14 protein-coding genes and 7 tRNA genes are annotated in these 20,104 nt (G+C 44.9%); 15 read left to right on the forward strand and 6 right to left on the reverse strand.

The genetic code is table 11. The annotated features are described in order from the left end of the window. The first annotated feature begins 295 nt into the window (after positions 1–295). Entirely contained in the window at positions 296–535 is a 240-nt protein-coding gene (locus ACFOEE_RS03745) for a YdcH family protein (RefSeq protein ID WP_377121076.1), read from the forward strand. Between the two features lie 112 nt (positions 536–647). Continuing rightward, positions 648–2,246 carry a putative bifunctional diguanylate cyclase/phosphodiesterase gene (locus ACFOEE_RS03750; protein ID WP_377121078.1) on the forward strand — a complete coding sequence of 533 codons (1,599 nt, stop codon included), beginning with the start codon at positions 648–650 and terminating at the stop codon, positions 2,244–2,246. A gap of 23 nt (positions 2,247–2,269) precedes the next feature. On the opposite strand, the gene ACFOEE_RS03755 is transcribed toward ACFOEE_RS03750, so the two are convergent. The 3 genes from ACFOEE_RS03755 to ACFOEE_RS03765 all read right to left on the reverse strand — a co-directional run bounded on the left by ACFOEE_RS03755 (position 2,270) and on the right by ACFOEE_RS03765 (position 5,393). Then, entirely contained in the window at positions 2,270–2,692 is a 423-nt protein-coding gene (locus ACFOEE_RS03755) for a hypothetical protein (RefSeq protein WP_377121080.1), read from the reverse strand. A 107-nt stretch (positions 2,693–2,799) separates the two neighbouring features. Beyond that, positions 2,800–3,414 (reverse strand): hypothetical protein, encoded by a 615-nt coding sequence (locus ACFOEE_RS03760; protein ID WP_377121082.1) that lies wholly within the window; start codon positions 3,412–3,414, stop codon positions 2,800–2,802. A 164-nt stretch (positions 3,415–3,578) separates the two neighbouring features. After that, positions 3,579–5,393 carry a M2 family metallopeptidase gene (locus ACFOEE_RS03765; RefSeq protein WP_377121084.1) on the reverse strand — a complete coding sequence of 605 codons (1,815 nt, stop codon included), beginning with the start codon at positions 5,391–5,393 and terminating at the stop codon, positions 3,579–3,581. Positions 5,394–5,581: 188 nt separating this feature from the next. Here ACFOEE_RS03765 and ACFOEE_RS03770 point away from each other — a divergent pair, with 188 nt between their 5' ends. After that, positions 5,582–7,849, forward strand: a complete 2,268-nt coding sequence (locus tag ACFOEE_RS03770) for an acyl-CoA dehydrogenase (protein WP_377121086.1) — start codon at positions 5,582–5,584, stop codon at positions 7,847–7,849. Between the two features lie 265 nt (positions 7,850–8,114). On the opposite strand, the gene ACFOEE_RS03775 is transcribed toward ACFOEE_RS03770, so the two are convergent. The 3 genes from ACFOEE_RS03775 to ACFOEE_RS03785 form a co-directional block, all read right to left on the reverse strand. Then, the gene (locus ACFOEE_RS03775; RefSeq protein WP_377121088.1) at positions 8,115–8,549 is read right to left on the reverse strand and encodes a hypothetical protein; all 435 of its coding nucleotides are present in this window, start codon (positions 8,547–8,549) and stop codon (positions 8,115–8,117) included. Between the two features lie 125 nt (positions 8,550–8,674). After that, a complete protein-coding gene (gene cysK / locus ACFOEE_RS03780; protein ID WP_377121090.1) occupies positions 8,675–9,643 on the reverse strand; it encodes a cysteine synthase A in 969 nt (322 codons plus the stop codon). A 140-nt stretch (positions 9,644–9,783) separates the two neighbouring features. Further along, on the reverse strand, positions 9,784–12,117 hold the full coding sequence (locus tag ACFOEE_RS03785) for a carbohydrate binding family 9 domain-containing protein (protein ID WP_377121092.1): 2,334 nt from the start codon (positions 12,115–12,117) through the stop codon (positions 9,784–9,786). 220 nt (positions 12,118–12,337) lie between these two features. Between ACFOEE_RS03785 and ACFOEE_RS03790 the strand changes: the two genes are divergently transcribed. From ACFOEE_RS03790 to ACFOEE_RS03845, 12 genes are all read left to right on the forward strand, one after another. After that, a complete protein-coding gene (locus ACFOEE_RS03790) occupies positions 12,338–13,492 on the forward strand; it encodes a dicarboxylate/amino acid:cation symporter (protein ID WP_377121094.1) in 1,155 nt (384 codons plus the stop codon). 213 nt (positions 13,493–13,705) lie between these two features. Continuing rightward, entirely contained in the window at positions 13,706–14,356 is a 651-nt protein-coding gene (uvrY, locus tag ACFOEE_RS03795) for a UvrY/SirA/GacA family response regulator transcription factor (protein WP_377121096.1), read from the forward strand. 8 nt (positions 14,357–14,364) lie between these two features. Next, positions 14,365–16,188: an excinuclease ABC subunit UvrC gene (gene uvrC, locus ACFOEE_RS03800; RefSeq protein WP_377121098.1), complete on the forward strand. Its 1,824-nt coding sequence runs from the start codon at positions 14,365–14,367 to the stop codon at positions 16,186–16,188. A 43-nt stretch (positions 16,189–16,231) separates the two neighbouring features. After that, positions 16,232–16,777, forward strand: a complete 546-nt coding sequence (gene pgsA, locus ACFOEE_RS03805) for a CDP-diacylglycerol--glycerol-3-phosphate 3-phosphatidyltransferase (RefSeq protein WP_377121100.1) — start codon at positions 16,232–16,234, stop codon at positions 16,775–16,777. 158 nt (positions 16,778–16,935) lie between these two features. Next, a tRNA-Gly gene (locus ACFOEE_RS03810) sits at positions 16,936–17,011 on the forward strand. 12 nt (positions 17,012–17,023) lie between these two features. Next, positions 17,024–17,097: transfer RNA gene (locus ACFOEE_RS03815), tRNA-Cys, on the forward strand. Between the two features lie 34 nt (positions 17,098–17,131). Then, a tRNA-Leu gene (locus ACFOEE_RS03820) sits at positions 17,132–17,218 on the forward strand. Between the two features lie 68 nt (positions 17,219–17,286). Beyond that, positions 17,287–17,362, forward strand: a tRNA-Gly gene (locus ACFOEE_RS03825). Positions 17,363–17,382: 20 nt separating this feature from the next. Next, positions 17,383–17,469: transfer RNA gene (locus ACFOEE_RS03830), tRNA-Leu, on the forward strand. Between the two features lie 52 nt (positions 17,470–17,521). Further along, a tRNA-Gly gene (locus tag ACFOEE_RS03835) sits at positions 17,522–17,597 on the forward strand. Positions 17,598–17,614: 17 nt separating this feature from the next. Further along, positions 17,615–17,688: transfer RNA gene (locus ACFOEE_RS03840), tRNA-Cys, on the forward strand. A gap of 225 nt (positions 17,689–17,913) precedes the next feature. Further along, the gene (locus tag ACFOEE_RS03845; protein WP_377121102.1) at positions 17,914–20,061 is read left to right on the forward strand and encodes a prolyl oligopeptidase family serine peptidase; all 2,148 of its coding nucleotides are present in this window, start codon (positions 17,914–17,916) and stop codon (positions 20,059–20,061) included. Positions 20,062–20,104: the final 43 nt, after the last annotated feature.

The raw sequence follows: 20,104 nt of genomic DNA on the forward strand, positions 1-20,104 counted from the left end.
AGAAAAAACGACCTAACTATCGAAAAAATAAACCCCGCTTAAAAAAGCAGGGTTTATCATCAATCTGAAACCAGCTTTGCTGGCTTTTTTCGTTTTTGGCCCATTGTAAAAGAGATCTTTATCCCTTTTGCCCTGCTTAGAACACTAATTTTACTCGCTTTAGCAGGTCTTTAAATTGCTGTGACAGATGGATTTAGCTTGCGCTAGATCAAAACTTTGGATTAGTGAAAGCGTACTATGAGTTTATCGGAACAAGTTAGCCCACGCTTTAAAAGTCCACAAAAGGAGAGTGCTGATGATTATTGAACGTCATAGCCTAGTAAAAGAACTACCTGAATTTAAAGAAAAAATCCACGAGCTCAAGATGTCTGATAAACATTTCGCGCGCTTATTTGAAGACTATCATGACATCGACAACGCGGTTATCCGTATTGAAGAAGGGATAGAGAACACGTCAGACGACTATCTTGAGTCGCTCAAAAAGCAACGTTTACAGTTAAAAGATCAGCTCTACAGTATCTTGAAAAACGCTTAAGGCTCCAACCAGCCTGCACTTGGCGAACCTGAGGTGTGCTTTGTGTGGGCTTTTACCCGCTAATTAAAAAACTCACCTATACTTCAAGAAACAACATCCAGAGGCGGCGTAGGTGACAGTTGTAGCAATCTTATTCGTTGTAGTTGGGTTAGCCATTTTGCTCACCTCAGTGCGGCCTTGTAAGACCATTTGTAGTTTAAGTGGCGAGCTCGGTTGGCGGTTACTCTTCCTATTGATTGCATTTTTCTGCACTAGTTATGCGCTATATGCCGTTTATTTAATTCATTTGATGCACACCACTATGGTGGAGCTTGGCCTTGCACTTATCCTGTTTTTAGGCAGCATCTTTGTGTTATTAGTGATAAACCTGAGTCTGCGTTCTATAAAACGCGAGATTCAACAAACTGATATAGAAAAGTATCAAGCAAATCATGATAGTTTAACCCAGTTAAAAAACCGTAGTGCCTGTTTACGAGAGATAGAAACTCGGGTCAAAGCCGCGCAGCCGTTTGCACTGCTGCTGATCGATTTAAACAATTTTAAAGAGATCAATGATGCACTCGGTCATGCCATGGGCGATAAATTATTGCGTGAACTGGCGCAACGTTTAGAGCAAGCACTATTGCCAGAAAACCTGCTGTATCGTATTGGTGGTGATGAGTTTGTGCTGATCACCACACAAAGTGATGTAAGCGGGATTTATTCGCAAAACAACGCTTTGGTGAGTGCTTTACATCATGCGATTAATATTGATGGCTACGAGCTTTACGTTCAATACAGTGCGGGTGCCAGCCAATTTATTGGCGCGCGTCACAACACAGCTGATTTGCTAAAAGAGGCGGACATTGCGATGTATCAAGCCAAACAAACTCGGCAAAGTTTGGTGATTTTCAGTGAAGAGCTCGGCGGCGATTCAAAGCGTGAATTACAAACTATTCAAGCACTGCAAAATGGTTTGGCTAAGGGCGAATTGCAATTGTATTACCAGCCTGTTTATGAGTGTGTGAAGGGCGATATTGTTGCGCTGGAAGCGTTATTACGCTGGCCCCAGCGTGACGGTACTATGTTGGCTGCGGAACAATTTATTAATTTGGCAATGCGCGCGGGGATTTTGCGCCAAATTACGCCTTGGGTCTTGGCACGGGTACATCAAGATTTGCCGAAACTGCTTGAAATTCAGCCTGAGATTAAAGTTCATGTTAATTTGAGCAGTTATGACTTACAGTCCAATAAAATTGTCCATCACCTTGCCGAACATCAGTCTCAAGAAGGCACTTTTGCCAGACATGTGGTGTTAGAAATTGCCGACAACCTACTGAGCGCGAGCCAACAATGCGAAGAATTGCTCGCTACTCTATGCGAGCTTGGATATAGCGTGAGTATTGATAACTTTGCTGCCGGTAGCGGCGGTTTGCGACATTTGCTGGGCCGTAATCTTAATGCCATTAAAATAGACCCAAGCACTTTTGCGCGAATAAGCGAGGCGCAGAAAGAACAGTTGTTGTCGTTGTGCACTATATTAGCTTCCCAAGTAGGCGTTGAACTGGTGGCAAAAGGTATTGAAAAGCAAGAACAGATCACTCAGTTGCAAAAGCTCGGCATACACCAAATGCAGGGTTTTCATATTTGCGAACCTATGCCATTAACTAGCTGCTTAAAGTGGCTCTCGTCACAACATGTGGTGAAGTCTGCGCTTAAACAATCTAAATGAGTTTATGTAGTAAGTGTATGTAGTTAGAGAGCAGCAGTTTTAGAACCTTTGTTGCGGCGCAAGACATAATACAGGCACCAACCAAGTAACAGATATCGAGGCAATGTAGGGATTAAGCCCATTTTTGAAAGGGAAGGCATTTGCAGCATAAAATAAATGTGTAGAACGAATAAGGGAATGAGCTGCAATATATAAAATAAACTATTGGGCCGCTTATTAACTAGTGAGCTAATAAACACACAAAGTAAAAATGTAGCTGCCAAAGGTAGCGCAATCGTCACTAAGTCAATTAACGTAGAGGAGAGTAGGGCCGAGTATTGGGCTAACGGTTTTACTATGTCGGCAGGGATTGCCACTGCAGCCCCAAATCCGACAATAAATATAGATGCGTAAGCTAAACCTAAGCCAAAACTAATCGCTAATAAATAATGTTTATATTGACCCATGATTGTCTCCGTGTACTTCAAATCGGACGCCGCCGAAATACTTTGCACCAAGCGACTGCTTTAATATAGCAGCGATAAAAATGCAAATTGCGTAGTACTTCGCTCCATTAATGTGCTGAGTTTGGCATATTTGGTGCTTGCGCTTCCCAACTCATCACACCAATAAAATCAGTACAATTTGCGACTGAATTAGCTGCATCTGCAAGATACACTTGCTGAGTTGCAGAGACTGGGTAAGTTAAGTAATCCGAACATTTGGCGCTTTGCCCATTTCCTACCACCACTTTACTGCCAGCTTTGAGTTCGCAACTTAACATTTTATCAAGCGGTGACCACTGATAGCAGATCTCATATTGGCTGCGGTAGTCTGCAATGGAACCCGCAGGGCGGGTAAATGCCCACCACTGGCCAAGGCGGCTCTTGGGGTTGGTGCTATTCCAAGCGCGAAATAGCGTTACATTTTGCTGAGCAAGGTAAACTTGACCTTGGCAGAGTTTACCTTGCTCACTTTGGCCAAGTGCTGAATTCAAGAGTTCGGGGTCGTCAATTGCAACAAACTGGCTTGCAAGCTCCGGTGGCAACAGCACACTTCCAATGCATTCATTCGCCGTTACAGAAGCCGCATTGGTGGCAGTGGAGGTATCGGACGGCATCACTTGACTGGCACAACCGCTAAGAGCTAATGCGGCGATAATGAGGTTCAAAGGCATAAAGCGAGACATAACAAATTCCTTGTAATGAGCGTAAGTACGGTTGTTAATTTTAGGTTAAGTGATGATAGCAGCTCTACTATGAAATAGGAATCGTGCAGGGGCAGCTTGCAGCTTAGTACTGTTCATAAAAAACGGCCCACATGGGGCCGCTCAATCGTTAACTAAAACAAACCTTACCAGCCGCAGCTACGACCTTTATTTTGCTCGTCTAAATAAGCTTGTAATGGCGCGAAGTAATCTAGCACCGCAGTCGCATCCATATCGCGTTTACCAGTGAGCTTTTCATGCGCTTCTTGCCAAGGACGGCTTGAACCCATTTCCAACACTTCGTTCAAACGTTGACCCGCTTCTTTTGAACCGTATACAGAGCAGCGGTGGATAGATTCTTTGCTGCCTGCAACTTCACATAAAGCCTTGTGGAATTCAAACTGTAAAATATGTGCAAGGAAATAACGCGTATATGGCACATTGCCCGGCACATGGTATTTTGCGCCCGGATCAAAGTCTGTTTCGTTACGTGCGATAGGCGCGTCAATACCTTGATACTTCTTACGTAATTCCCACCAAGCTTGGTTGTACTGTTCAGGTTTAATTTCGCCAGAGAACACTTTCCAGCGCCACTGATCAACTAATAGGCCAAATGGGATAAAGGCGATTTTATCCATCGCCATGCGCATCAATAGACCAATGTCTTTTGATTCGTCAGGGACCTCATCAAGCAAACCAATTTCTTTTAAATAGCCCGGGGTAACAGAGAGCGCTATGGTGTCGCCAATGGCTTCGTGGAAACCATCGTTGGCGCTCTCTTGGTAGTACATAGATTGTTTATTGTAAGCGCGTTGGTAGAAGTTGTGTCCAAGTTCGTGGTGGATCACCGCAAACTCTTCACCGGTACGTTGAATACACATTTTAATGCGTAAGTCGTCTTTATTGTCTAAGTTCCAAGCAGAGGCATGGCATTGCACATCGCGATCACGTGGTTTGATAAATAGCGAACGCTCGTAGAAAGACTGTGGCAATGGCTCAAAACCCATAGAGGTAAAGAACTTCTCAGCGCCTTGTACCATTTTAAGCTCATCGTAATTGTGCTTAGCGAGTAATTCGGTAACATCATAACCGGGATCTGCATCTACTGGCGCTACTAAGTCGTAAATATTGCCCCAAGTTTGTGCCCACATGTTACCTAACAAATGCGCTGGAATAGGTTTATCTTGCGGTACTTTATCGGTGCCGTACTTTTCGCCGAGTTTAGCGCGTACGTGGCAGTGTAGTGAATCGTACAATGGCTTGATTTGACCCCAGATACGGTCAAGCTCTTTGGCGAAATCGTCGGCTGGCATATCATATTTGCTGCGCCACATCGCACCTGTGTCCGCATAGCCCAACTCTTTTGCGCCTTCATTGGTGAGTGTGACTTGTTCTTGGTATAACTCTCGCATTGGCTTAGAAACTTGACGCCAACCTTGCCACACGTCTAATAGTTCGTTGTAATCTCGGCTGTTTGCCATAGTCGCTGACATATCGCCAAGGCTTAAGCAGCTGCCGTCGTCTTTACAGTATTTACCTTTGCCATACATACCATCAAGCTCAGCGGCAAGTGCAGATAGGCGGGCCGTTTTTGTTGCGTCTTGCGGGGCTGGTAATGTAAGAGCAAGCTTTAATATATCGAGTTTACGACGATTGTCATAACTAAGCTCAAGGCCATCATATTTAGCGGCTTCATTGGCTAAACGCACCACGGCCTCAGTAAATTTTTGACTGGTTTGAGCGGCGAGATTGGCGGTATCGTAAGTAATGAAGTTGGCATATATCCACTGCGACTGATTACCTTCTAAATTCAGTGCCGTCAGTTCTTTTTCTGCTTTGGCGATAAATAATTCAGCATCTTTTTCGGTTACTTTGGTTGATGTAGCGCCATCGCTTTTACACCCTGCTAGCGCCAGCGCGCTGGCAACCATTAAAGCACTGAGAGTCAGTTTTGTTTTCATCTTGCTCTTAATCACTTGTTGTTATTCGAACCACAATCATAACAGTCAGGCCAACAAGGAACAATTGTTCGCGTTCACTGACGTCGAACCAAAGATTTCGCTTTTCCGGTCAATCTGTTAAGAATAATCCGTTGAATTTATGGTCAATTAGACCATACTGTAGAGATTACGGAACAAGGGAAAAGAGCATGAGCTGGTTGATTTTAATTGTTGCCGCGGTGGTTATTATATTCGCCGTTAAGGATATTCGTTACAGTTTAGTGTCTAAACCCATAATGCGCTTTTTTAAACGCGCCTTGCCACCCTTATCGCAAACCGAGCAAGAAGCGATGGAAGCGGGCGATGTATGGTGGGATGCCGCATTATTTTCCGGTCGACCGGATTGGGGTAAGTTACATCGCTATCCTAAGCCTGCACTAAGCGACGAGGAACGAGCCTTTATCGACAACGAACTTGAAACCTTACTTGCCATGATTGATGAAGAGCAAGTTGCGCGCGACAAAGATTTGTCTCCTGAGGTATGGCAGTATTTAAAATCTCAGGGGTTTTTTGCCTTTATTATTCCGAAACGCTTTGGTGGTCGGCAGTTCTCGGCGCAGGCGAATTCTCATATCGTGGCGCGTATCGCTTCGAAGAGTTTATCTGCGGCGGTCACTGTGATGGTGCCGAATAGTTTAGGGCCAGCTGAGCTGTTACTTCATTACGGTACACCTGAGCAACAAGAATACTGGTTGCCTAAGCTTGCAATCGGCGAGGCTTTGCCATGTTTTGCCTTAACAGGGCCAGAAGCTGGCTCAGACGCAGGTAGTATTCCAGATACTGGGATTATTTGTCAGGCAGAGATTGATGGCAAAATGCAATTGGCGCTGAAGCTCACGTGGAGTAAGCGCTACATTACCTTAGCGCCCGTTGCAACCGTATTAGGATTAGCCTTTAAAGCCTTTGATCCAGAGCGATTGTTAGGTGGTGAAGAAGCACTTGGCATCACCTGCGCTTTGATCCCAACCGATCATCCAGGGGTCAAAATCGGCGCCCGCCATAACCCACTCAATCTTGGTTTTCTAAATGGTACCACGGAAGGGGAAGAGGTACTTATTCCGCTTGATTGGGTGATTGGTGGCCAGCAAGGAATTGGCCGTGGTTGGCGAATGTTAGTGGCGTGTTTGAGTGCCGGCAGGGGCATTTCGCTGCCAGCTCTGAGTGCTGGCACCGCTCACTTATGTACTCGCATGACAACGGCATACGGCCAAGTGCGCAAGCAGTTCAGCCAACCGATTGCGGCGTTTGAAGGGGTGCAAGCAGCGCTCGCAGAGATGATAGCAGACACTTATACCATAGAAGCGGCAAGAGCCATGACGGCCATAGCCATTGATATGAAGCTAAGCCCAGCTGTGACCACAGCGATTGCCAAATACCATATGACTGAAATGGCTAGGCGCTGCATGAATCATGCTTTAGATATTCATGCTGGTAAGGGCATACAAATGGGGTCTGAAAACTACTTGGCGCGCAACTATATGGGAATACCCATTTCAATTACGGTTGAGGGTGCCAATATTTTAACCCGCAATTTGATGATTTTTGGCCAAGGTGCAACACGCTGCCATCCATATATTCTTAAAGAAATGCAAATTGTGATGCAAAGCGACGAAGAGCTGGCGCTGAAGGAGTTTGACCATACTTTAATGGAGCATTTGCAGTTCAGCGCGCTCAATGCTTTTGCGGCTCTCGGTCATGCCCTAACTGGTTCTCGTAGCGTCAAAGTACCAGTGTCTGGAGAAACTCGGCGCTATTATCAACATTTAACGCGACTCAGTAAAATGCTGGCAATGTGTAGCGATTTAGCCATGCTAACTCTAGGTGGCGAGCTCAAACGCAAAGAAATGCTGTCAGCGCGACTGGGTGATGTACTTAGCCAGCTTTATCTGGCTTCTACAGTATTGAAGAAATTCGTCGATGATGGTCACCAGCACAGTGATTTACCTATGGTGCGTTATGCACTTGAAAATAGTTTACATCTAGGTGCAAAAGCCATCAGCGAGTTTTGTGATAACTTCCCAAGTCGAGTATTAGGTTGTGCGCTGAAGTTTTGGTTAATGCCACTTGGAAATCAATTCCGTAAGCCGAGTGATGAGTTAGCTCAGCAGGTGTGCACTGCGATGGCAAGCCCGAATGTTGCCCGTGACCGCATTACCTACTTATGTTATCTCACCGCTGATGCAGGAACTGGAGTGATGGAGCAGGCATTTCGCCGAGCACATCAATTACGTAGCGTGATTAAGCAGCTCAATAAATATCGCCGCCAACACCCTGAACTAAAAGGATTGAGTTGGCCGAAATTACTCGGTAAAGCCAAAACGCAACAAGTGATAGGTGAGCATGAATATCTGCAGCTACAGGAGTTAGAAGTGTTAAGACAGCGCGCAATCGCTGTGAATGCTTATGAGACGCTATAATACCAATGCTCAATAATACTTGATCATTTTGAGGGACCAAAGCTGTCGCTAACGGCGTTAAAAATCTCTCATTTAGAACAACTAAATAGCAAAATTTTCGCCTCGCCTACATGGATGTAGGTGCCTTGGCGCTAGCAGGACGCGAGAGCGGTGTAATCGACAAGCTTTGCTTGCCTCAAAATAGATCACTTAATTAAGAGGATTGGTATAACTCATGCGCTGTTAAAAGCAACAAGCGGACAAAGTGTCCGCTTGTTTGTCTTGCTTAACGCGAGTAAGGATCAGCGACAATTTTATCAACGTACCAAGCGCCTTTTTTTCGTGTCATACGGACGCTACGCATATCGTCGATTTTTTTACCTTGCCATTGCCCCGTGAAAATAAGATTCACGGTGGCATTATCACCATACTGTTCACGTAAACTGGCGTTGGTCATGTCTACTTCAATCGTTACTTCATCATACTGCAAATTGAGCATGTTGCGGGTAAACTGCGAGCTGGTGCCATAGGAGCGCATGATCCTTGCCATGGTTGGTGTGGCGTATTCCATAGCCGCATTCAAGTCATGTTTGTTGTAGAGTGCGTCGAAATACAGTACTGCATTATAGTTTGGTGAGTTTTTGTCGCCAGTTGCGGCATCGTCGCCACCACACCCCAGCAAAGTAAACACGGTTATCAGCAATAATAGTAGGCTTCTCATAGCAAGTACTTCAAATTTCTCAAGTAAGATTAGTGTGTAACGTTAAATTACTTATGTAAAGTGCAAGCAATGAAAAAGGGGCAAATATGCCCCTTTCGACTGAGAAAATGTACTGAATGACTAGATCACTGTACGAGTTCCTGCTCACCAAATGCATCAGCAAACAATGGGCTAGATAAGTAACGCTCTGTTGCACTTGGTAAAATAACCACGATATTTTTACCCGCGTTCTCAGGACGCTCAGCGATACGCTTGGCAGCAACAACTGCAGCACCAGAAGAAATGCCGACTAGTATGCCTTCGTCCTTCATCAGCGCATGTGCCATTGCGATAGCATCTTCATTGCTGACTTTTTCAGTACCGTCTAACAAACTTAAATCTAGGTTACCCGGAATAAAGCCCGCACCAATGCCTTGGATTTTGTGTGGACCTGGTTTGACTTCTTCACCTGCTAAAGTTTGAGAAATTACTGGAGAATCAACTGGCTCAACTGCAATTGACTTCACTGCCAGACCTTTTTCGTTTTTCAGGTAACGAGTTACGCCTGTGATAGTACCACCCGTACCAACACCTGCGACGAAGTAGTCAATTTGGCCGTCCATCGCATCAAAAATCTCAGGGCCAGTGGTTTCAAAGTGGATTTTCGGGTTAGCTGGGTTTTCGAATTGTTGCAGAATAATATACTTGTCAGGATCTGCTGCTTGAATTTCTTTCGCTTTCTCAATCGCGCCTTTCATGCCTTTGGCGCCTTCAGTTAACACTAAATTTGCACCAAGCGCTTTTAGTAACTTGCGACGCTCAAGACTCATGGTGTTTGGCATAGTTAATGTCAGTTTGTAACCTCGTGAGGCCGCTACAAATGCCAGTGCAATACCTGTGTTGCCAGAGGTTGGCTCAATAATTTCTTTGTCAGCGGTCAATAAACCTGACTTTTCAGCTTCCCAAATCATTGAAGCGCCAATTCGGCACTTAACGCTAAAGCTAGGGTTACGAGATTCAACTTTGGCAAATACGTTGCCGCTCGTCACACGATTCAATTTGACGATCGGTGTATTACCAATGGTAAGGCTGTTGTCTTGGAAAATTTTCGTCATAACGATCCCTTAGATGCGCTAAAAAGCTATTTAATACGGACACTTTACTTAGCTTAGACGAAAAAAGAAGGAAGGAATGGCTATAAGATATATCAATAAAGCTTATAGCCACTTTGTATAAAGAACTGCCTGCTTATTACTTAAAGTAACCACGCATAGCTAAACTTTGCAAATGCCGTGCGTGAGTCTTTGGTAATACGTGACAAGTTGTCATCCTCAAAACCATTGTCGCCAAAACCAGCAAAAAACACCGTCTGCGGGTTAAGCTTATAGCTGTAGAGTAATTGTGTCGTAAGCGCTTTATATTTTGCATCTACCGATTTGATGTAATTCGCTTGATTCCGTTCTATATCTGTATAAATCACAGCTAAACGCACGTAACTGTGGATATCAAACTGATAGGTAAAGCGCACGTCGGTAAGGTTGGCGGTATAAACATCAGCCCCCGCAGCTTTTAGACTTTGATACATATGGCGGAGTTTAACTTCAAAATGTTTGCCCACATTGAAGTTAATGATAGGTTTGATAAAAAGATGGTCGCCGATGCGGTTATTGGCCAAGTCGACTTTATTGCCAACACTCATATCAATAGCTGCAAATACCCCAGCGATGGGTTTAAACTCTAAATATGCCCAGACATCATTTTCGGTAAAACGGTTGGTATTGCCATCCAGTGCCAAAATCGCTTCATTCTCACGTAGTCCTGTGCGTTTTCGGCTGTCTATACCGAATTCAAGCGCGCTTTGCAGTGGGCCTTCAATCATAAAGCTGGTTTCTACTTCTTTTTCCAGTAGTTCACCCGCTTGGTTATGACTGATATCCCAATCGGCATACCATTTGGCACGATTCCACCACGTTGTCTCATCACCGTACCAACGGTATTCACCGCCAAATACAAACTTGTTAAAGTCGATTTGTTCAATAAAGCCAAGATCTGTGCGAAGCCCGCGTTCAAACGCTTTATAGTTAGTGAAGGCGCTCCAATGTTTTTCATAATGTTCATAAGAGGCAAGATAGCCAAGGCCAGAATGGTTGTCGCTATCCAGCACGCGTAACACACTTTCATTGTAATCACAGCCTTCAAAGCGCTGACAGCCTGTTGTAGGCGGCATAGCGCAATCGCCATCATCACCGCCACAAAGTTCAGTTAAAAATGCGTCGCTATATTCGCTATCCGAATGAATCAACTGAGCGGTGAAGGTGTCATTTTCCGTCGGTTTATATTTACCGTCGATACTGAACACTTGGTTATGATATTGAGCACTTTGTCGCAAAGTCGCTGTGCTACCTAGCGATAGGGTATCGTCAAAGTCATAACGATATCTCAGCGCCATATTGTCACTGTCTTCCTCTAAGCTCACCACGTCAGAGCCTAGGTTACCCGGCATTAGCACATTTAAATGACTGTCATTGGCTATAAAGCCTGCAAAAGTATGACCTTGCTTACTGCCTGTGACTTTAACACCGTAGTCAGGCGCGGCAATATTGCGAGTGTGGATGAGATTTAACTGCGATGAAAAATAGTCTTCATTCTCTAAAAAGAAACTGCGGCGCTCATCAAAAAACAAGCTAAAGCTGTTGTTCACGTTAAGCTGGCCGTTGTCAGCCTCAACTTGAGAAAAGTCAGGATTTAATGTCGCATTTAAAGTGACATCTGGGGTTATAGCCCATTTTAGGTCTAAGCCAGGCTCAGTAAATTGGTCGTCTTGCCAATCAGCAACCTGACTGCCATCAATATCACGAGTTTGTGTTTTACCTACCACTAAGCTTGGAATAAGCGCGATATTATTGCCTTGTTTAGCGCGCTCAAACCCCGTGTAAGCGGGCATTTGGCAGATCCAGCAGGTATTGGCGTGCTCAAGCTGCATACTTGATAGTCGTAGCCGCTCGTTGCGCGGGTAAAAACGCACAAATTCCATCGCCATGGTCTTTAATGCTGCACTGTCATCGAAGTTCAGCACCCGAAATGGCAGTTCAACTTCAACTGTGTAACCTTTTTCATGAATACGGCCAACGCTATCCCAAATCCCGTTCCATGCGCCACTTTCGGACTTACTCAACTCGTTTTCAATCGAATCTTGCTGCACACCGAGGGGGTTGATAAAAAATTGGTAAGCAATGCGGCCACTATTATATGTATCAATTTTAAAGCCGACTAAGTCATCGTTCCAACCTTGGTCGCGGTCGCGGTAAAAGGCGCGGATCGCGTCGGGATTAGGGTCAGCTGCTTCAAAACCAATAAACAGCGACTCACCATTTTCATAAATATATGCATACGTGCTGACTGGGCTTGGTTGGTTTTCATAGGGCCAAGAAATGTTGTTGATTTCAATACGTTTTGCCTGTTTCCAAATGGCTTCGTCAAGTTTACCGTCAATCTCGACTTTGTCTGGAAAATAGGGAATGGCATTGGTGTTGTTGGCAAACACCGGAAGCGCAACTAAGCACAGCGCGGGGAGGAGCGATTTAAACATAATGATGAAACTTGTAACTGAATTCAGGCGCTAATGTAAATGGAAATCCGTGAATGCACAATTTTGCAGCGGCTAATCGCCAAATATTGCCGTTGAGCGTCGAACAACTGTGCAGCTTTGCTGAAAAATCAGGCAAAAAATAGCGACCTGACCGTAAACGCGAGAAATTGATCAAAAAACATGATACAAGTTCGCTTTCGTTCAACGTTAGAGATAAACCATGTCGTTAGTATTGAAGTTACTCGCGGGGATTTTTGGTGGCATACTCATTGGTCTGTACTTACCTGTCTCTGTGGTAGAGATCCTGATCACGATTAAAGTGATTGTTGGTCAATTAATCTCATTTACCATTCCGCTCATCATTCTGTTTTTTATCGCCTCAGGTATAGCAGGGCTGCCACAAGGTTCTGGACATTTGCTGGGTAAAACAGTGGGATTTGCTTATGGTTCAACGATTGTCGCTGGCACATTGGCGTTTCTGCTGGTTTCGGCTGTGATCCCATTTTTGGACTTAACCTCGGCCTATCATGGCGCTGAAGCTTCTGAACTAAAAGGCTATATTAACCTTGAGATCCCACCTTTAATGGGGGTGATGACGGCGCTGGCGACGGCCTTTATCTTTGGTATTGGAATTAGTTATCAGAATTTAGGTGCACTGAAAAATGTCGTTGACCAAGGCCGCGATGTCATTGATGGCTTGCTGGCAAAAGTGATCATTCCGTTGTTACCTTTGTATATTTCGGGTGTGTTTGCTGATATGACAGTGGCAGGCACTGTGGTGGATACTTTGAGCACTTTTGGTGTGGTTTTAGTGGCTGCGGTAGTAATGCACTGGTTATGGTTAACTGTGCTTTATGTCACTACGGGTTTATTGTTAAAACGTAGCCCATTAGAGCTGGTCAAAAACATGCTGCCAGCCTACGTAACTGCGCTGGGTACTATGTCCAGTGCTGCCACGATCCCAGTTTCACTGCGCGCCAGCAAAGCGAACCAAGTTAATGAAGAAGTGGCTAATTTTACCGTGCCACTGTGCGCTACCATTCATTTGTCAGGTTCAACCATCACTATCGTAACATGCGCTATGGCGGTAATGTTGTTGTCACCTGAGCTGGCTACGCCGTCTTTTGCAGCCATGCTGCCATTTATTTTGATGTTGGGTGTGGTGATGATTGCAGCTCCAGGTGCGCCGGGCGGCGCTGTGATGTCAGCGCTTGGTTTGTTAACCACTATGCTTGGCTTTAATGAAGGTGCAGTGGCGTTAATGATCGCACTTTATTTAGCACAAGATAGTTTTGGTACAGCTTGTAACGTGACCGGCGATGGTGTCATTGCTTTGTGGGTAGATAAGTTCTCAAAACAAGCATCTGCGACTTAAATCTCATTTTTATAGTCGCTTTATAATTTAAGTACTTAGCATACAAAGACGCTTTTCTTTGTATGCTTTTTAGGCGTTTTCTCCGTCAATTTTCACCTTGTCCTAAATTAGGCCCATAACCGCACTGATTCCAGTTAGCGTTTATGAATTTCTGTGATACTCTCCGCTTAGAATAATTACAATTTCGTTATATTTTTCTATGAGGGTGTGCCTTTGATTAACGTACTCTTGGTTGACGATCATGAGTTGGTCAGAACAGGGATAAAACGCATTCTGGATGATGTACGTGGCTTTAAAGTGATTGGAGAAGCCAAAACCGGTGAAGAAGCGGTGCAATTTTGTCGCCAAAATTCGCCAGATATCGTGCTGATGGACATGAATATGCCCGGCATTGGCGGCTTGGAGGCAACCAAGAAAATCTGTCGTTATTGCCCAGATGTCAAAGTAATTGTATTGACCGTACATTGCGAAGATCCATTTCCAAGCAAAGTCATGCAAATTGGCGCGCACGGTTATCTCACCAAAGGCACTGGACCAGATGAAATGATTAACGCTATCCGTGCGGTGAACGCAGGTCAGCGTTATATTGCGCCAGACATTGCGCAGCAAATTGCGCTAGCTCAGTTCAGTGGTCGTAATGATGAAAACCCGTTTCACAGTTTGTCGGAACGTGAGCTGCAGATCATGCTGATGATCACCAAAGGGGAAAAGGCTCAAGATATTGCGGATCGTCTAAACCTTAGCTCAAAAACCGTGAACAGTTATCGTTACCGGATGTTTGAAAAACTCAACGTCAGTGGTGATGTGGAGCTGACTCACTTGGCAATTCGTCATAAAATGATAGATATCGACAGCTCGCATTAAATCTCAGCATGGCGGTATTTGACTCTAAACTCTTTTTAAAAACGCTTTCCTCAGAACCTGGTGTCTATCGCATGTATGACAATGAAGAGCAAGTCATCTATGTGGGGAAAGCGAAAAACCTCAAAAAACGCGTGAGCAGCTATTTTCGCAGTAATATTCCCGATGGCAAAACGCGCGCTTTAGTCAGCAATATTCATCACATTGAAGTGATGTTGACTAATACCGAAACTGAAGCTCTGATCTTAGAAAGTAATCTCATTAAAAAGTATCAGCCGCGTTACAACATTTTGCTGCGCGATGATAAGTCTTACCCTTACATTTATTTGAGTGCGCATCAGCACCCTAGATTGGCTTTTCATCGTGGCAGCCGTAAAGCTAAGGGTGAGTATTTTGGCCCATTTCCAAGTAGTGCCGCAGTAGCCGATAGTTTGCGCTTAATGCAAAAGATTTTCCCTGTACGGCAATGTGAAGATGCTTATTACCGCGCTCGCAGTCGCCCTTGCTTGCAATATCAGCTTAAACGCTGCAGTGCGCCTTGTGTTGGCAAAGTGTCGGATATGGACTACCAAGAACAAGTTGGCATGGTACGGCAGTTCTTAACCGGCCGTTCGCATGAAGTTATTGCTACTTTAATTAGCAAAATGGAAGCGGCCAGTATGGCGCTGCAATTTGAGCAAGCAGCAAAATATCGTGATCAAATTGCGCTACTTAGACAAATGCAGGAGCAGCAAGCTGTCAGTGGTAATTTTGCGGAGCTGGATGTAATCGGATATGCCGAACACAATGGGCTATGTGCGATTCACATGCTGACTATTCGCGACCATAAAATCCTCGGTACCAAAACCTTCTTTCCTAAAGTGCCAAAAGATTCACTTGCCGATGAAGTTATCGCTAGCTTTATTGGCCAATATTATTTATCTACTCAAGGGCAGGGACGTATCGCCAAAGATATTGTGCTGCCATTTGCGCTTGAAGAGCAAACCGCACTGGCTGAAGCGCTGTCGGCTGTGGCAACCCGTAAAGTATTGCTGCGTCATGCTGAGCGCGGAGAACGCGCACAGTATCTACAGCTTGCCAATAAAAACGCCATGAACAGTATTTTAGTTAAGCAAAGTGCGCAAGATTCGGTGAGCAAACGATACGAGGCGCTCAAAGATGCGCTTAATCTTGAAACTATCACCCGCATGGAATGTTTTGATATCAGCCATACTATGGGTGAAAACACCGTGGCTTCTTGCGTGGTGTTTGATGGTAATGGTCCGAACAATAAAGAGTATCGCCGCTTTAACGTGACAGGCATTACCGGTGGTGATGACTATGCCGCGATGAGCTTTGCCCTCAATAAACGTTACGGCAAGCTTGAAGACGTGGACAAAGTACCAGATGTAATTTTTATCGATGGCGGCAAAGGGCAGCTCGCGCGGGCGGAAGAGTTTTTTGCCACTTGGACGGTAGATAAAATGCCGTTATTAGTTGGTGTTGCCAAAGGAACTAGCCGTAAACCCGGTTTAGAAACCTTATTGATTGACGGCGGTAGACGTACCATCAATTTGGCCAGTGACTCACCTGCATTACATTTAATCCAGCATATTCGCGACGAATCGCATCGTTTTGCTATCGCAGGCCATCGCAGTAAACGGCAAAAGCAGCGGACTCAATCGTTATTGGAAGAAATCGCAGGCGTTGGGCAAAAACGTCGTCAGGCGTTATTGAAGTTTTTGGGCGGGATACAAGGCGTTAAGGCGGCGAATCTGCAGCAGTTGCAGCAAGTTCCCGGAATTAGCCCAGATCTTGCGCAGAAGATATTTAACCATTTGCATGACAAAGCTTAAGCATTCATGCGAACATAGTAAAAAAGAAATTAGCATCAGTATTATGTGGAATATCCCAAATATATTAACGACTTTCCGACTCGCGCTTATCCCGGTTTTTATCGTTGCTTTCTACCTTCCTTACTCATGGGCATTTTTTGCGGCCGCATTCACTTTTTGGTTAGCATCAGTGACGGATATTCTCGATGGTTACTTAGCACGTAAACTTAAACAGTCCACACCGTTTGGTGCATTTTTGGACCCGGTAGCTGATAAGGTTATGGTTTGTGCCGCGTTAGTAGTGGTTGCCACTTACTATCAGAATATTCTTATCACGATGGCGGCGGTGGTGATTATTAGCCGTGAAATTGTAATTTCAGCATTACGTGAATGGATGGCAGAACAAGGCAAACGCGGCAATGTTGCAGTGTCGAATATGGGCAAATGGAAAACCGCTGCGCAAATGCTGGCAATTATTGGCCTAATTTGGCAATTTGATACTTGGATGATCTACCTCAGCTACTTACTCCTTGCCATTGCGACTGTGTTAACACTCAGCTCTATGTTGCAATATCTGCTCGCAGCAAAGACAGAATTGCTTAAATCCTAACTGCTTGGCTATGGGATTTGATCATTAAACCAACCAACTAGATAAAAATTAAGCAAACAGTTCAAATCATTCATTTTTTATGTTGACGCATGAAACAGAATCTGTAGAATGCGTCCGTGTTGAGAGGGCAGTAGCCCACGACAAGAGAACAACAGAGTGCGGGTATAGCTCAGCTGGTAGAGCGCAACCTTGCCAAGGTTGAGGTCACGAGTTCGAGCCTCGTTACCCGCTCCAAGTTTTCTAGATGGCGGAATGGCAGAGTGGCCATGCAGCGGATTGCAAATCCGTCCACCTCGGTTCGACTCCGGGTTCCGCCTCCATATCTCAACAAACCACATGCGAAAGCAACCCGAAGCCCGGGTGGTGGAATAGGTAGACACAAGGGATTTAAAATCCCTCGCTGGTAACAGCGTGCCGGTTCAAGTCCGGCCCCGGGCACCATTTAGTTGAATGCAATTGCTTTGACTCAATGTTGAAATGAAGGGTAAGCCATTAGGCTTGACTGGAGTGCGAGTATAGCTCAGCTGGTAGAGCGCGACCTTGCCAAGGTCGAGGTCACGAGTTCGAACCTCGTTACTCGCTCCAAATTCGCTTTCACACCCGATGCCCGGGTGGTGGAATAGGTAGACACAAGGGATTTAAAATCCCTCGCTGGTAACAGCGTGCCGGTTCAAGTCCGGCCCCGGGCACCATTTACAAGATAGACCAGATTTTTGTGCGACATTCTGTTGTGCAAATAAAGATGCGGGTATAGCTCAGCTGGTAGAGCGCAACCTTGCCAAGGTTGAGGTCACGAGTTCGAGCCTCGTTACCCGCTCCAATCCCAAGTAAGTCTGCGGCGGAATGGCAGAGTGGCCATGCAGCGGATTGCAAATCCGTCCACCTCGGTTCGACTCCGGGTTCCGCCTCCATACCTAATGTTTCCTAAATAAACCATCCTTTTGTTACAGTTTTCCATTTCTTCATTTCTTCATTTCTATTTGCTGTTTCAATCTAAATTTTATTCATCTACTCATCCTACAGCGTGGTAGCTATTGGTCTCGGGACTTATCATTTCTGCCGCAGCCGAATTGTGTTTATAAAGCAGAATGTTACACTCGCACAATGTCAGTTTGGATTTGTATTAGGAACTTAAAATGATAAAAAGAACGCTCACATTAGCTGTTGTACTAGCGCTTGCTGGTTGTAACACCTTGCCTGAAGTGGATAAAAACATGCTTACTACAACAGACCACAACACATTGACTTATCCAAAAACTCACCAGGGCGATGTGGTAGACAGCTATTTTGGTCAACAAGTAGCGGACCCGTATCGTTGGTTGGAGGATGATAAGAGCGCCGCAACGGCAGCTTGGGTTAGTGCACAAAATCAGACGACTTTTAACTACTTAGCGCAAATTCCTTATCGTGAACAGATAAAGCAAACAGTGACTAAGCTCATCAACTACGAAAAAATTGGCACCCCGTTTAAAAAGGGCAAATACACCTATTTTTATAAAAATGACGGCTTGCAGAATCAGTATGTTTTATATCGCAAGCTAGACAATGGCGAAGCTGAGGTCTTTCTTGACCCAAACACTTTTAGTGCAGATGGGACAACTTCGCTTGCACAAGTACGCTTTAGTAAAGATGGCTCTTTGGTAGCTTATCAAATCTCCGAAGGTGGCAGCGACTGGACTAAAATCATTGTCTTAAATACTGAAACTAAGCAACAGATCGGCGATACCTTAGTCGATGTGAAATTTAGTGATGTCTCTTGGTTAGGCAACACAGGTTTTTATTATTCAAGTTACGATAAACCAACGGGTAGTGAGCTTTCGGCAAAAACTGACCAACATAAACTCTATTTTCACACTCTAAATACACCACAAAGCAGTGACAAAGTTGTTTTTGGTGCAACAGCTGAACAAAAACATCGTTATGTGTATGGCACGGTGACAGAAGATGGTAAATATCTGCTGATCACCGCAAAAGTATCGACCTCTGGCAATAAGCTCTTTATTCAAGATCTCAGTCAAGCGAATAGCCCAATCAAAACGATTTTGGATCACACAGATTCTGACACGAGTTTGCTAGAGTCGGATGGCGATACATTATATTTTGAAACCAATCTCAATGCGCCAAATAAGCGCGTGGTTAAAGTCAATGCTAAGTCGCCAGCGGTTGCGCAGTGGCAAGACTTAATTCCTGAAACACAACATGTGCTAGAAGCCAGCACTGCCGGTGGCTATCTCTTTGCAAGTTATATGGTCGATGCGGTTTCTAAAGTTCAGCAGTACGATATGCAAGGAAAATGGCTGCGTGATATCCACCTACCAGGTGTTGGCAGCGCCTACGGTTTTTCTGGCGAGGACGATGCTACAGAGACTTACTTTGCCTTTAGTAACTATAAAACCCCAACCACTTCTTATCGTTTTGATTTAAAAACTGGACTAAGCGAAGTGTATCAAAAGCCAAAGATTGCTTTTGACCCAGACAACTTTGAATCTAAGCAAGTGTTTTACAGCTCAAAAGATGGCACGAAAGTGCCGATGATCATCACCTACAAAAAAGGCCTTAAACTAGACGGCAGTAACCCAACCTTGTTATACGGGTACGGTGGTTTCAACGTCAGTTTAACGCCTAGTTTCAGCTCTACGCGCGCGGCATGGTTAGAGCTTGGTGGCGTGTATGCGGTCGCCAATATTCGCGGTGGTGGCGAGTACGGCAAAAACTGGCATAAAGCTGGGACTCAACTTCAAAAGCAAAACGTCTTTGATGATTTTATTGCGGCAGCGGAATATCTCATTGCTGAAAACTACACTTCATCACCAAAACTGGCGGTCAATGGCGGCTCAAATGGTGGTTTGCTAGTTGGTGCGGTGATGACCCAGCGCCCTGAGTTATTTAAAGTCGCTTTACCTGCGGTGGGCGTACTAGACATGCTACGTTATCATACTTTTACGGCCGGCGCAGGTTGGGCGTATGACTATGGAACGGCTGAGCAAAGCAAAGAAATGTTCGAATATTTAAAGGGTTATTCACCTGTGCATAACGTTAAAGCTGGTGTGTCTTACCCAGCCACATTAGTAACCACAGGCGATCACGATGACCGCGTAGTCCCTGCACATTCTTATAAGTTCGCAGCAGAGCTACAAGCGAAGCAAGCGGGCACGAATCCAACGCTTATTCGTATTGAAACTAATGCTGGTCACGGTGCGGGTACGCCAACTAGTAAAATTATCGAGCAAACAGCAGATGTATTTGGTTTTACATTATTCAATATGGGTATCACGAAACTTTAATCTGACGCATAGACTTTATGCACATTTGCAATCTGATAAGTGC

Source organism: Pseudoalteromonas fenneropenaei, from assembly GCF_042643375.1.
GTDB classification, from domain to species: Bacteria; Pseudomonadota; Gammaproteobacteria; order Enterobacterales; family Alteromonadaceae; genus Pseudoalteromonas; species Pseudoalteromonas fenneropenaei.

Bases quoted from the DNA above. Each gene is read 5' to 3' on its own strand.
- ACFOEE_RS03745 (WP_377121076.1), top strand. From the start codon at position 296: ATGATTATTGAACGTCATAGCCTAGTAAAAGAACTACCTGAATTTAAA.
- pgsA (WP_377121100.1), top strand. From the start codon at position 16,232: ATGTGGAATATCCCAAATATATTAACGACTTTCCGACTCGCGCTTATC.
- ACFOEE_RS03845 (WP_377121102.1), top strand. From the start codon at position 17,914: ATGATAAAAAGAACGCTCACATTAGCTGTTGTACTAGCGCTTGCTGGT.
- ACFOEE_RS03760 (WP_377121082.1), bottom strand. From the start codon at position 3,414: ATGTCTCGCTTTATGCCTTTGAACCTCATTATCGCCGCATTAGCTCTT.
- ACFOEE_RS03755 (WP_377121080.1), bottom strand. From the start codon at position 2,692: ATGGGTCAATATAAACATTATTTATTAGCGATTAGTTTTGGCTTAGGT.
- ACFOEE_RS03770 (WP_377121086.1), top strand. From the start codon at position 5,582: ATGAGCTGGTTGATTTTAATTGTTGCCGCGGTGGTTATTATATTCGCC.
- uvrC (WP_377121098.1), top strand. From the start codon at position 14,365: ATGGCGGTATTTGACTCTAAACTCTTTTTAAAAACGCTTTCCTCAGAA.
- ACFOEE_RS03765 (WP_377121084.1), bottom strand. From the start codon at position 5,393: ATGAAAACAAAACTGACTCTCAGTGCTTTAATGGTTGCCAGCGCGCTG.
- ACFOEE_RS03790 (WP_377121094.1), top strand. From the start codon at position 12,338: ATGTCGTTAGTATTGAAGTTACTCGCGGGGATTTTTGGTGGCATACTC.
- ACFOEE_RS03785 (WP_377121092.1), bottom strand. From the start codon at position 12,117: ATGTTTAAATCGCTCCTCCCCGCGCTGTGCTTAGTTGCGCTTCCGGTG.
- cysK (WP_377121090.1), bottom strand. From the start codon at position 9,643: ATGACGAAAATTTTCCAAGACAACAGCCTTACCATTGGTAATACACCG.
- ACFOEE_RS03775 (WP_377121088.1), bottom strand. From the start codon at position 8,549: ATGAGAAGCCTACTATTATTGCTGATAACCGTGTTTACTTTGCTGGGG.